The organism is Rhodococcus sp. NJ-530, assembly GCF_003860625.1.
GTDB lineage: Bacteria > Actinomycetota > Actinomycetes > Mycobacteriales > Mycobacteriaceae > Rhodococcus_F > Rhodococcus_F qingshengii.
The window spans coordinates 2,466,004-2,478,781 of sequence record NZ_CP034152.1 but is presented as its reverse complement, the minus strand read 5'-3'; the positions used below and the strand labels follow the sequence as shown (position 1 = coordinate 2,478,781).

Sequence of the window (12,778 nt, the reverse complement as noted above, 5' to 3'; positions counted from 1 at the left end):
GGGAATTCTCACCCGAATGCGCGTCGGAGAACCCCTCCACAGAGCGATGACCGTCAGGATTGTCCGTTCATAGCGTGAACGGCATGCGGATCACACGGGTGAAAGACATCTCTCGAAGCGCCGGCACCTGGGCTGCCCTGGCGCTGGCTGCAACGGCAGCGATCACGGTCACTGCCGGAGCGAGCGGAGCCCAGTCGCCGCGCACCGAGAATTCGAACGCATCCAGGGCGATCGCCACCGTGACTACTGCGGATGCCTCTGACGCTGCGACCACCATCCCGGCGGACTTTGCGGCATTCGCCGGTTACACCCCCGCCGTCGTCGACGGATACCTCGCCAATCCCCACGGCGACTGCTCGTCGCCGGTCCCACTTCCCGACGAATTCGACTCGGCCTGCAAAGCGCACGATCTCGGCTACGACCTACTCCGCTACGCGCATTCGCACGGAACGGAACTGGGGCCGTGGGCACGTCAGGTCCTCGACGGTCAGCTCGACCAGCGAATGCATGCCGCGTGTGAAGACCGCACGTCCTTTCTCTCACGAGGGTATTGCTTCGCGATGGCCGATGTAGCCGTCACGGCTGTGAACGGAAACTCCTGGCGCCAAAGCTATCTGACGCCGGTCGCGGAATCGGGATTCGGTTACGGCACGGCCGGTGTTCTGGCAGTCTCCGCCTTCGGCTTCACCCTGATGCGATCGCGGCGCCTCGACCCGTCGAACGAGTTCTCCTACTCCCCGAAAGCGATTGCAGCATGAGCGTTCTGAATGCGTCACGGACCCCCGTCCTCGCCCGAGTCGGGGCGCTCGCACTCCCCCGCGTGTCCACGAGCGTCGCCGTGGCAGCGATGTCCGCCATCTCGCTGGCTCCCGGACTCCTGCCGCGATCAGCCGTACTACAAGGGGTGTTCAGCGGTCTGCTCGTCGCGGCCGGACTACTGGCGATGTGGGCGTTCTCCGCGGTAGCCCGTCGGCTCGTCCCCGACCGGGTCAAGGCCCGATTCGACGAACGTCATTGGCGCATCACCGCGTTCGGGTTGTCGACTGCCGGCACCGCAGTTGCGATGTTCGCCGCCGCCGGTTGGCAGAACTCGTTGCGAGCGGCGATGGGCGCAACGTCTGCCGGACTTCTCCACTGGGCGGAGGCGGGTTGCATTGCAGCACTGACCGCACTTGGTCTCTGGGGCATCGGGATCGGAATTTCGAAGGCGCTGCGGTGGATGGGTTTCGCGCGGAGCGTCGGCGCACTGGTCATGGGTGTTCTCGGGGTGCAGTTGGTAGTCGGTCCCGTCGTGTGGAACGGCCTCGCCGATTCGTTCGACAAGTCCAACGCGTACATCGACACCGCTCTGACACAGCCACTTTCGGCCTCTGTGTCAGGCAGCCCCGAATCTCTCATCTCGTGGACGTCGATGGGGGCGGAGGGACGCAAATTCGTCGCAGCAGGCGAAGACTCGGTGCGTGTCTACGCCGGTTTGGATTCGGCACCCGACACTGCATCACGTGCCGCTCTCGCGGTGAGCGAACTCGATCGCGTCGGCGGCTTTGCCCGCAACAGCGTCGTAGTGGCCGTTCCGACCGGATCGGGGTGGATCGACACGCATGCAGTCGACGGTATCGAGCAACGGTTCGGCGGCGACGTCGCAATAGTCGGGCAGCAATACTCCGACGCACCCAGTTGGGCGACATTCCTGTTCAGCCGCGACGACGCCGAAGAATCGGCAACCGCTCTGTTCACCGCCGTCGGCAGCCACATTGCCGCTATGCCCGCCGAGGATCGACCGGACCTGTTCCTCTACGGACAGAGCCTCGGCGCCGTCGGCGGCAGCGCCGCACTGTCCGAGGGCAGTCCCATCGTCCCGTGCGACGTGTTGTGGGCAGGTCCCCGGCCGGCGCGACACGAACGGACGGCGCAACCGTCCTAGCGAACACGTCTGACCCGGTGGTGTGGTGGTCCCCCGCCCTCGCGACGCAGAAGCCGGATCTGAGCCGTGCCGTGCAAGATGCACCGATCCCGCAGTGGATCCCGGGTGTCACGTTCTTGCAGACCACCGTCGACACGCTCGGTTCGCTCGGTGTCCCCGCCGGTCACGGCCATCGCTACGGAACCGATCAGGGGACGGCCCTGAGAACTTGCTCCTGAAACTGCTGTGCGCCTTTATTAACCGCGCGGGGTTGATAAAGGCGCACAGCAAACAGGTCAGACTGCAGTCGCGATCGGGCCGCGAGCTGCTTCGTAGGCCGCACCGACACGGTAGAGGCGCTCGTCAGCCATGGCGGGCGCCATGATCTGCAAGCCCACCGGCAGGTTGTCGTCCGCGGACAGACCCGATGGGACCGACATCGCGCAGTGTCCGGCCAGGTTGGTCGGCAGCGTGCACAGATCGGAGAGGTACATGGCCAACGGATCGCCGACCTTCTCCCCCAACTTCCACGGCGTGAACGGGCTGGTCGGCGAGACCAGTACGTCCACCTTCTCGTAGGCCTTGTCGAAATCGCGCGCGATGAGCGTACGAACCTTGAGCGCCGAACCGTAGTAGGCGTCGTAGTAGCCCGAGGACAGTGCGTAGGTACCGATCATGATGCGGCGCTTGACCTCCGGACCGAAACCGGCGGCGCGGGTTGCCGCCATGACCTGGTCGGCACTCATGTTGCCGTCGTCGACACGCAGTCCGTAGCGCATCGCGTCGAAGCGAGCCAGGTTGGACGAGACCTCACTGGGCAGCACCAGGTAGTACGACGCGAGCGCGTGCTCGAAGCTCGGGCACGAGACCTCGACAACCTCGGCACCGAGTGCCTTGAGCTGCTCGACGGCAGCATCGAAGGAAGCGATGACGCCGGGCTGGTAGCTGTCGGAGTGAAGTTCCTTGACCACACCGACTTTGACGCCGCGCAGGTCGCCGTTTGCACCTTCGCGTGCGGCGGCGACGACCGGACGCACGGGGGCGTCGATGGACGTGGAGTCACGCGGATCGTGTCCGGCGATGACCTCGTGCAGCAGAGCGGTGTCGAGCACGGTGCGTCCACAGGGGCCGCCCTGATCGAGCGAGGACGCGCACGCGACGAGTCCGAAGCGCGAGACGGTTCCGTACGTCGGCTTGGTTCCGACTGTCGCGGTGACCGCAGCGGGCTGACGGATCGAACCGCCGGTGTCAGTGCCGATGGCCAGCGGGGCCTGCCGGGACGCGAGCGCAGCCGCACTCCCGCCGCCCGAACCACCGGGGATGCGGGTGACGTCCCACGGGTTACGCGTCGGGCCGAAGGCCGAGTTCTCGGTCGAAGAGCCCATCGCGAACTCGTCGAGGTTCGTCTTGCCGAGGATCGGGATGCCGGCAGCGCGCAGCTTGGAGGTCAGAGTCGCGTCGTACGGCGCGACCCAGCCTTCGAGAATCTTCGACGCACAGGTGGTCGGCATGTCCGTCGTGGTGAAGATGTCCTTCAACGCGATCGGAACGCCGGCGAGTGCCGAAGCAGGTTCGTTTCCGCCTGCGAGCGAGTTGTCCACTGCTGCGGCGGCTTCGAGAGCCTGTTCGCCTGCAACGTGCAGGAAGGCGTGGTACTCGGTGTCGACGGCCGCGATGCGGTCGAGATGCGCCTGCGTGACCTCTACGGAGGACACCTCACGCGAGTGGATCTTGCCGGCCAGCTCAGCGGCGTCCAGCGTGGTCAGATCGGTCATTCGCCCTCTCCAAGGATCTGCGGAACCGCAAAGCGATCCTGTTCGACTGCGGGTGCTCCGGACAATGCCTGCTCGGGGGTCAACCCGGGCACGATCACGTCGGGGCGCGTCACGTTGGTGACGGCATTGGGATTCGCCATGGGCGGGACGTCGTCGGCCGCAACCTCGGTGACCACCTTGACGTGGTTGAGAATCGAATCCAACTGACCGGCGAACTCGTCGAGTTCGGCATCGGACAGGGCGAGTCTGGACAGCCGCGCGAGGTGCGCGACCTCGTCACGGGAGATGGCAGGCACCGCGGGGCCCCTTTCGGAAGAGGACGTGAACATTGCCGGTCCAGCCTAGTTGCTCGCCGCGACAGACCTGTAAGCACGCCCGCTGTATCGAACGACGAGCACGCTCACTGTGTCGATCGCCACGCCGAAAGCCCGCAGTGTGTTTCGCTCGTGTGACAAGCATGTGCATCTGGCGTGACGCCGCCGCGGCGCCCACCATCGCAGGTTGGGCAAGTGCAAAGATGAGTCAGGCCCGGGTCGACGTGATCCGGGCGAGAACCGATCAGCGAAAGGCACGCACGTGTCGTACCTGCTTCGCGTCCAACTGCCCGATCGACCAGGCAGCCTCGGCGCGCTCGCCGTAGCTCTCGGATCCGTGGGCGCAGACATCCTCTCCCTCGACGTCGTGGAACGAGGTGACGGTTTTGCCATCGACGACCTCGTGGTCGACGTCGAACCGGGCGCGCTGCCCGACACCTTGATCACCGCTGCCGAGCATCTACCGGACGTGCTGGTCGATTCGATCCGCCCCTACGCCGGGATTCTCGACACTCACCGTGAGCTCGAACTCATAGATTCCGTTGCGACGGCCCGAAACGATCGACTGCAGGTCCTCGTCGACGGCGCGCCGCGTGTACTGCGAGTCGGCTGGTGCGTCGTCGCGGACATCGGCAAGCACGGTGCGTACCGCGTCGTCGGTAGCGCCGGCGCGCCGGAAACCCACGCCACCGACATTCCGTGGATGCCACTGGACAAGCCCACCGCCCTCGACGGCGAGGCCGACTGGGTTCCGGACGTATGGCGCGACATGAACACCAGCCTCGCTGCCGCACCTCTCGGCTCCGGCAATCGAGTCCTCATGCTCGGTCGTCCCGGTGGGCCCGAATTCCGCCCTTCGGAGATAGCCCGCCTCGGCTACCTCGCAGGAATCGTGGCGACGGTACTGGGTTGACCAGGCTGGCTGATCAGGCCAGGCCGCGCACCATGACGGTCAGTTCCATACCGCGAATCGGCTCCCACGCCCGCTCGGGATCGGGGACGAAACCGTTGCGGTCGTAGATACGACGGGCATCGACCATCTCGGGCTGCGTCGAGATGACCACCGAGTGATCGCCGCGGTCGTAGGCTTCGGCGATCACTGCGCGAACCAATGCGGTTCCGGCGCCCGATCCCCGAGCTTGCGGCGAGACTGCGAGCATGCGGAACTCGAGTTCGCCCTTCTGCGCAACATCCGCGAAGGGCGTGCCGGGTTCTGCGATCGTCAACGAGCCCACGACTTCGTCACCGAGAACCGCAACCAGCACCCGGCCCTGCTCCACCCGAGTTGCGGTGTCTCGCAGGCGCTCCGCGTACGGCGATCCGCCGGCGACAAATCCGCCACCCACGTACGACTGCACAGTCAGCTCCCCGACGGTCTCGAACTCAGCCGGTAGAACTTCACGAATCTCGATCATGGCGTCACTATCGCACCCAGCACACCAATCTCAGAAATCGGACAAAGTCACTCTGGTTCGTCCAAATCGGTGGGAGCGACCGCATCCGGGCCATCTTCGAGCAACCGCCGGAAGCCGTCTTCGTCGAGCACCGGCACACCCAATTCGACCGCCTTGTCGTGCTTGGAACCGGGCGCTTCACCGACGACGACAAACGCAGTCTTCTTCGAGACCGACCCTGCCGCCTTGCCGCCGCGCACCAGAATCGCTTCCTTCGCCTGATCACGCGAGTAGGTCTCGAGCGAACCGGTGACGACGATCGAGAGGCCCTCGAGATTGCGCGGAATCGAATCGTCGCGTTCATCCTCCATGCGTACTCCGGCCGACGCCCACTTGTCGACGATCTGCTGATGCCAGTCGACGGAGAACCACTCCACGACGGCGGCGGCGATAGTCGATCCGACGCCGTCCACTGCAGCCAACTCGTCGACCGAGGCTTCCCGAATGCGTTGCAGCGAGCCGAATTCGCCGGCCAACGCCCTCGCGGCAGTGGGGCCGACGTGCCGAATCGACAGTGCCACAAGCACTCTCCACAGCGGCTTGTCCTTGGCCGAATCCAGGTTGGCCAGCAAGCGTTTTCCGTTGGCGGACAGGGATCCCGCATTGGTGCGGAAGATCGGAACTTCGATCAGTTTCTCGGCGTCGAGTGAGAAGAGATCGCCCTCGTCGCCGATGACCTTCGCCTCCAACAGCCCGGTCGCGGCCTCGTAACCGAGCACCTCGATGTCGAATGCACCGCGCCCCGAGACGTGGAACACGCGCTCGCGCAACTGCGCCGGGCAGTACTGCTGATTGGGGCATCGCACGTCGACGTCGCCCTCTTTCGCGGGTGCCAACAACGTGCCGCACTCGGGACAATGTGTCGGCATGACGAACTCGCGCTCGGTACCGTCACGAACGTCTGCCACGGGACCGAGAACCTCGGGGATGACGTCTCCGGCCTTGCGCAACACCACGGTGTCGCCGATCAGCACACCCTTGCGCTTGACCTCCGAGCCGTTGTGCAGCGTGGCCAAGGACACAGTGGAACCCGCCACCGTGACGGGTTCCATGTACGCGAACGGCGTCACACGACCCGTACGTCCGACACTGACCCGGATGTCGAGGAGCTTGGTCGTGACCTCTTCCGGCGGGTACTTGTACGCGATAGCCCACCGTGGTGCGCGCGACGTGGTGCCCAGACGTCGATGTAACGACATCTCGTCGACCTTGACCACCAACCCGTCGATCTCGTGCTCGACGTCGTGGCGGTGTTCTCCCCAGTACTTCATCTTCTCGACCACGGCGTCGGCGCCGACCACCCGTGAGGTGTGCGTGGACACCGGCAGACCCCAGGCGGCGAGGGCCACGTAGGCGTCGTACTGCGAGGCCGGCTCGAAACCTTCCATGCGCCCGAACCCGTGGCAGATCATTCCGAGGCGGCGACGCGCGGTGACGGCAGGATTCTTCTGACGCAGGGAGCCCGCCGCGGAGTTGCGCGGATTGGCGAACGGCGCCTTCCCCTCCTCCACCAGGGAGGCATTGAGTGCTGCGAAGTCCTCGAGGCGGAAGAACACCTCGCCACGCACCTCGAGCAGGCTCGGAATCGGGTACTCGTCCGTGGCGGTAAGGCGCTCCGGGATGTCGTTGATCGTCAGAGCGTTGAGCGTGACCAGCTCGCCCGTACGACCGTCACCGCGGGTTGCGGCACGAACGAGTTTGCCGTTCTCGTAGACGAGATTGAGGGCGACACCATCGATTTTCACTTCACAGAGATAGTGCAGTTCCGGCCCGGTTTCCTGCTCTACCTTGGCGATCCATGCTCGGAGCTCCGACTCGTCGAAGACGTTGTCGAGGCTGAGCATCCGCTCGAGGTGGTCGACGGACGTGAAGTCCGTCGCGAATCCGCCACCGACGAGTTGCGTCGGAGAGTCGGGAGTTCGCAGATCCGGGTACTGCTCTTCGAGAGCATTGAGCTGCCCGAGCAATGTGTCGAATGCACCGTCCGAAATGACGGGCGCATCACGAACGTAGTAGCGGAACTGATGCTGGCGTACCTCTTCGGCCAGCTCCGTCCACTGCTCGCGCGCCTCGTTGGGCGCTGGCTGCATTGCATCCGCGGTTTCAGTCACAGCTAGAAGATTATCGGTTCACACCGACACACCACACGACTCCACATCGGAACGCACACACTAGAACGCCGACGGATCGTCCACCAATGCCTTGCCGACGTCTGTACACAGCCGAAGGGCGGCACGAGCCCAGTCGAGGTTCGCACCCGAAAGACCGCAACGCGGAGTGACCGCGACCTGGGTCTGCAGGAGTTCACGAGAGAAGCCGAGACGATCTACCAGTGTGACGGCGGGCATCGCACACTCTTTCCACGTCACCGGCTTTTCCGGCTCCACGGACGGAACCAGACCGAGCGCCAATTCCTTGCCGGCGTCGAACAACTGGCCGATACCGTCGAGATCGCGTGAGCCGATGAGCGACATGACGAAGCTCACGCCGAACGCCTGGCTTCGCCTCAGTAGATCCCACGGCATGTCTGTGCCGCAACTGTGGACGATTGTGGGCAGTCCGCAACCGCTGATCGTCGAGTCGAGTACGGCGAGTGCCTCGGGTTCCGGCAGTGCCGGAACGCTCTCCATCTTGGTGCGCCCAGGCAGCGAACCGGCCAGAACTGCCGCGATCTGCGGCTCGTCCAACTGAATCACCACTGCGGCGCCGGTGCGGCGAGTGACCTCGGCCGCATGACGCGCGAGACCCTCACCGAGTGATTCTGCGACGTCGCGGAGCGCACCGCGGTCGACGAGAACTCGCGAACCGTTTGCGACTTCGATCTCGGCGCCGAGTGTCAGCGGGCCGGCGACTTGAAGCTTGACGACGTGGTCTCCGCCGACCAAGCGCGCTGACTCCCAGGCTTCCTCGAGCGCGTCGAGATCCTGATTCAGAAAGTCCTCGGCTCGCTTCGCGACATTGCCCCTCCGAGGCACGACTCGATAGGCACGGGTCGAGGCGTCGAGGTTGATATCGACCAGAATTGCCCCCGCCCGGCCGACCATGTCAGCGCCGAGTCCGCGGCTCGGCAACTCCACCAGATGCGGGAAACCACCCAGCTCGCCGAGGATGGTTGCGGCACTTTCGCGGGCATCCGTGCCCGGCCAGGATCCGATTCCGGTGACGAGACCACCGATGGAAACCTGCTGCGTCACAGTGTGTTCGGCTCGGATTCGGTACCCGAGATGGTGCCACTGCCGAGGACCTGGTCACCCAGTTCGCGGTCGGGGCGATACAACACGACGGCCTGTCCCTTTGCGACGCCGGTCAGTGGTTCGCGCAACGAGATCGAGATACCGCCGCTTGAAGTACCGTCGTCGACGGCCTCCGCAACGGCCTGCGCCAGTCCACCGTGCGCACGAACCTGCACCATGCATTCGACGGGGCCCTCCGGCGCCTGGCCCGAGGTCCAGATCGCACGCTGCGCCGAGATGGCCCAGACGTCGAGATTCTTGGCCGAACCCACTCGGACCGTTCCGGTTTCGGGCTCGATCGCGGTCACGTACCGCGGACGGCCGTCACCCGCCGGACCTTCGACGCCGAGACCCTTGCGCTGTCCGATCGTGAAGCCGTGTACGCCGTCGTGTGCAGCGAGGACTTCACCCGAATCGGCGTCGACGACGCTTCCCGGACGAACGCCGATGCGCGCACCCAGGAATGCTCGTGTGTCGCCGGTCGGGATGAAGCAGATGTCGTGACTGTCAGGCTTGTTCGCCACAGCCAGACCGCGCTCGGCGGCTTCCTCGCGGATCTGTTCTTTCGGTGTGTCACCGATCGGGAACATCGCTCGCGAAAGCTGCTCAGCCGTCAGCACACCGAGGACATACGACTGGTCCTTGTCAGCGTCGACCGCCCGGCGCAGGACGCCGTCTTCGAGGCGCGCGTAGTGACCGGTCGCCACGGCGTCGAAGCCGAGAGCGACTGCACGGTCGGCGAGTGCGGTGAACTTGATCTTCTCGTTGCAGCGCAGGCACGGATTGGGGGTCTCACCCGCTGCGTACGACGCCACGAAGTCGTCGATCACGTCTTCCTTGAAGCGATCGGCGAAATCCCAGACGTAGAAGGGTATTCCGAGAACGTCGGCGGCGCGCCTGGCGTCGCCGGCATCTTCCTTCGAGCAGCATCCACGCGAACCCGTCCGCAATGCGCCCGGCGCCGTGGACAAAGCAAGATGAACGCCGACGACGTCGTGTCCGGCGGCGACAGCGCGGGCGGCGGCGACAGCGGAGTCGACACCTCCGCTCATGGCTGCGAGTACTCGCATCAGCGATCCCCTCCACGCGAACCGGCACCGGCAAGACCGGCGGCCCGAGCGCGCTCTACTACTTGTGGAAGCGCAGCGATGAGCGCGTCCACATCGGTGACACTCGACGTATGTCCGAGCGAAAATCTCAGTGAGCCACGCGCGACGGGCGATTCGACGCCCATCGCGATCAAGACATGGCTGGCTCTGGCCACACCGGCGGTGCAGGCCGAACCGGTGGAACATTCGATACCGGCGGCGTCGAGCAGCATCAGCAACGAATCGCCCTCGCAGCCGGGGAAGGTGAAGTGCGCGTTACCGGGAAGCCGATCGGATCCGGTCGGGCCGTTGAGCACCGACTCGGGAAGAATCTCCAGGACTCCGTCGATCAAACGGTCACGCAACTGCGCCAATTCCCTTGTGCTGGAATCGAAGTTCTCGACGTTTGCGCGCAGCGCCGCAGCCATCCCGACAACGCCCGCAGTATCCGGAGTGCCCGAACGCAGATCACGTTCGTGTCCGCCGCCGTGAAGGAGCGGCACACACGGAACCTGGCGTCCGAGCAGCAGTGCGCCGACGCCGTGCGGACCACCGAACTTGTGCGCCGCGATGCTCAGCGCGGACAATTTGCTCGCCGCGAAATCGACCGGCAATTGTGCAACTGCCTGAACCGCGTCGCTGTGCATCGGAATCTCGAACTCAGCCGAAATCTCCGCCAACTCCACGATCGGCATGATCGAGCCGACCTCGTTGTTGGCCCACATCACCGTCACGAGTGCGACCTCGTCGGCGTGGACGGAAAGCTCGTCACGCAAGGTCTGCGGGTCGACGACACCGTTCTCGTCGACCGGCAACCACGTCACGCGCGCGCCCTCGTGCTGCTCGAGCCACTCGACGGCGTCGAGCACAGCATGATGCTCGACGGAGCTGGCCAGGATGCGAGTGCGTCGCGGGTCTGCGTCACGGCGAGCCCAGTAGATGCCCTTGACCGCGAGATTGTCGCTCTCGGTGCCTCCGGAGGTGAAGATGACCTCCGACGGCCGCGCACCCAAGCTGGCGGCGATCGATTCGCGCGATTCCTCGACGCGGCGCCGGGCCGCACGGCCGGAGCCGTGCAGCGAGGACGCGTTGCCCACGGTTTTGAAGGTATCGGTCATCGCCTCGATAGCGGCTGCCGACATCGGAGTCGTGGCGGCATGATCGAGGTACACCGGAAATCCGGCGTGGGCACTGTGTGCAGGCAGAGTCATGGCTTGACAAGGATAGCCCAGCACGAGAGTTCGACCAGCCTCGCTCAGCAGGCTAAGCGCTCATCGCCGGGGAAGGATCGATTTGTCCCACGGCTTGTGTCACGAGTTCCGGTGCGGGGTCGAAGATGTCGTGAGCTGCCAGATCGATGATGTCGACGCCGCGTACGGCTCTCTCGCATCGCTGCGCGAGATCGGCTCGACACTCCCCTGCCTCCTCGAGCGGAGCCAGCCTGACCTTCACCTCGACGTTCTTCTGACGCAGGATCCGACGGATGGACTGACCGATCGTTTCGGTGCCGACAAAGCAGGGTCCGGTGCACAGGGAACCGTCGGCGTTCTCGTAGCGGATCGCCATCGGCTGAACCGGGCATTCGGCGTCGACGGCTGCTTGGAACATCGCCGGACGAAAACCGCCGTACGCCCGCCCGCACCAGGTCGTCCCCTCGGGAAACACCATCACCCGGACACCTCGCTGCAGGCGTTCGCGAACGACGTCGACGGTTCCGGGGAGTTCACGCAGGCGAGCGCGGTCGATGGGGACGACGCGCATCCGGCGCGCGAGACCGCCGAGCACTGCCCAGTCGAGCAGGTCGGCGCGGGCGACGAAGTTGGCCGGAGCAACGGCGCTCGCGACGAGGACGTCGGTCCAGGACACGTGACCGGCGACAACCATGACCCCGTCAGGTTCCGCGCGCCCCAACCGCTGATCGTCGACCGTCAGCTTCATCCCCAGACAACGAAGCAACGCGCGCGAGTATCCGCGTTGCATCTCAGTACGCCAGGTGCGCGGGAGCAGCCAGCCGGCCGAAAGCACAGGCGCAGTCAACAGTGCGGCACCGACCATGACCCCGCGGGCCATCACGGTGATACTCGACACACCGGGTGCGTCCGCGGGTAGGCACCCGTCGCCGCAGGGGCTCGTCGGCACCCAGTACGGCACCGCCGCGGTCATCAGCCGATCCCCGACTCGTGTGCGGCGGCCGCCGATCGCAGCCGTTCGAGGTACCGCTTGTTGGCGGAGTGAAGGCCTTGCAGCGCAACAAAATCGGCCACACCGAACTCGGGATCGTGAGCAGGTTCCCCGCAGATCATCGCGCCCATCCGCAAGTAACCACGGAGCAACGGTGGCATCGTCACGCGTTCCGGTGCGGCGATCTCGTCGAGCGTCAGACCCCCGAGGACCACCGGGTTTCGTGGGATCACCCGCCGCGACCCCGGACTGGCGTGCTTGTTCATCACGAAGTCACGGACGCCGCGGACATCGGCGCCGGCAATTGAATCGGGGCTCGGCAAGACGGGCACGGAGACGCAGCCCATCACCCACTCGTATCCGGTCAATTCGAGATAGTGCAGGATGCCCGACCACATCAGGCTCAGGACGGATCCGGTGCGGTGAGCGGGATCGACGCACGCGCGACCCATTTCGACGATCCTGTTCGCCACCGGATCGAGCGCGGAGATGTCGAATTCCGTTGCGGTGTAATACCCACCGGCCGCCGCAGCGGAATCCGGCGGCAGCATTCGGTAGCAGCCGACGTACTCCTCGGTGATGTTGTCGCGAACGAGAAGATGATCACAGAATTCGTCGAAGGCGTCGGCGTCGAGTTCGAACACCCCGGCCGAAGCGGGGAGGGAGAAGCCTGGCTCGGAGGCGAACACTCGGTATCGAAGGCGCTGCGCAGCGACACGATGCTCGCGGTCGGAGGAGACGATCAGGGAATATCTCGGCTGGGCGACCTCACGGCCGAGATTGTCACTCGCGGAGCGAAGGACTGACGTAATTGTCATGCGCAAGGTTTA

At 65.1% G+C, this 12,778-nt stretch carries 13 protein-coding genes; 4 read left to right on the top strand and 9 right to left on the bottom strand.

Annotated elements, in window-relative coordinates:
• Positions 1-83: 83 nt before the first annotated feature.
• From EHW12_RS11570 to EHW12_RS35195, 3 genes are read left to right on the top strand one after another with little or no spacing between them, the layout of a single operon-like run.
• Complete coding sequence (locus EHW12_RS11570; protein ID WP_083057481.1) at positions 84-758, top strand: hypothetical protein; 675 nt, start codon at positions 84-86, stop codon at positions 756-758.
• Positions 755-1,924 (top strand): alpha/beta-hydrolase family protein, encoded by a 1,170-nt coding sequence (locus tag EHW12_RS11565; RefSeq protein ID WP_241199146.1) that lies wholly within the window; start codon positions 755-757, stop codon positions 1,922-1,924. The genes EHW12_RS11570 and EHW12_RS11565 overlap by 4 nt, the downstream gene beginning before the upstream one ends.
• Before the next feature lie 17 nt (positions 1,925-1,941).
• Complete coding sequence (locus EHW12_RS35195; protein ID WP_241199145.1) at positions 1,942-2,142, top strand: alpha/beta-hydrolase family protein; 201 nt, start codon at positions 1,942-1,944, stop codon at positions 2,140-2,142.
• Between the two features lie 57 nt (positions 2,143-2,199).
• Here EHW12_RS35195 and gatA read toward each other — a convergent pair whose 3' ends face one another.
• Complete coding sequence (gene gatA / locus EHW12_RS11560; protein ID WP_030535403.1) at positions 2,200-3,678, bottom strand: Asp-tRNA(Asn)/Glu-tRNA(Gln) amidotransferase subunit GatA; 1,479 nt, start codon at positions 3,676-3,678, stop codon at positions 2,200-2,202.
• Complete coding sequence (gene gatC, locus EHW12_RS11555; protein ID WP_003944747.1) at positions 3,675-3,974, bottom strand: Asp-tRNA(Asn)/Glu-tRNA(Gln) amidotransferase subunit GatC; 300 nt, start codon at positions 3,972-3,974, stop codon at positions 3,675-3,677. Before gatC ends, gatA begins: the two co-directional genes overlap by 4 nt.
• Positions 3,975-4,254: 280 nt before the next feature.
• Here gatC and EHW12_RS11550 point away from each other — a divergent pair, with 280 nt between their 5' ends.
• Entirely contained in the window at positions 4,255-4,905 is a 651-nt protein-coding gene (locus EHW12_RS11550) for an amino acid-binding protein (RefSeq protein WP_003944719.1), read from the top strand.
• Between the two features lie 13 nt (positions 4,906-4,918).
• On the opposite strand, the gene EHW12_RS11545 is transcribed toward EHW12_RS11550, so the two are convergent.
• Genes EHW12_RS11545 through EHW12_RS11515 form a run of 7 tightly spaced genes read right to left on the bottom strand, consistent with a single transcriptional unit; the run spans position 4,919 to position 12,766 of the window.
• Entirely contained in the window at positions 4,919-5,407 is a 489-nt protein-coding gene (locus EHW12_RS11545) for a GNAT family N-acetyltransferase (RefSeq protein WP_003944764.1), read from the bottom strand.
• A 47-nt stretch (positions 5,408-5,454) separates the two neighbouring features.
• Positions 5,455-7,557 (bottom strand): NAD-dependent DNA ligase LigA, encoded by a 2,103-nt coding sequence (ligA, locus tag EHW12_RS11540; protein ID WP_003944697.1) that lies wholly within the window; start codon positions 7,555-7,557, stop codon positions 5,455-5,457.
• A 60-nt stretch (positions 7,558-7,617) separates the two neighbouring features.
• Positions 7,618-8,640, bottom strand: a complete 1,023-nt coding sequence (locus tag EHW12_RS11535; RefSeq protein ID WP_125050664.1) for a methionine synthase — start codon at positions 8,638-8,640, stop codon at positions 7,618-7,620.
• Complete coding sequence (gene mnmA / locus EHW12_RS11530) at positions 8,637-9,749, bottom strand: tRNA 2-thiouridine(34) synthase MnmA (RefSeq protein WP_042447455.1); 1,113 nt, start codon at positions 9,747-9,749, stop codon at positions 8,637-8,639. Before mnmA ends, EHW12_RS11535 begins: the two co-directional genes overlap by 4 nt.
• Complete coding sequence (locus EHW12_RS11525; protein ID WP_019747909.1) at positions 9,749-10,978, bottom strand: cysteine desulfurase family protein; 1,230 nt, start codon at positions 10,976-10,978, stop codon at positions 9,749-9,751. The genes mnmA and EHW12_RS11525 overlap by 1 nt, the downstream gene beginning before the upstream one ends.
• A 52-nt stretch (positions 10,979-11,030) precedes the next feature.
• Complete coding sequence (locus tag EHW12_RS11520) at positions 11,031-11,930, bottom strand: lysophospholipid acyltransferase family protein (RefSeq protein ID WP_007729400.1); 900 nt, start codon at positions 11,928-11,930, stop codon at positions 11,031-11,033.
• On the bottom strand, positions 11,930-12,766 hold the full coding sequence (locus tag EHW12_RS11515) for a GNAT family N-acyltransferase (protein WP_003944707.1): 837 nt from the start codon (positions 12,764-12,766) through the stop codon (positions 11,930-11,932). Before EHW12_RS11515 ends, EHW12_RS11520 begins: the two co-directional genes overlap by 1 nt.
• Between the last annotated feature and the right edge of the window lie 12 nt (positions 12,767-12,778).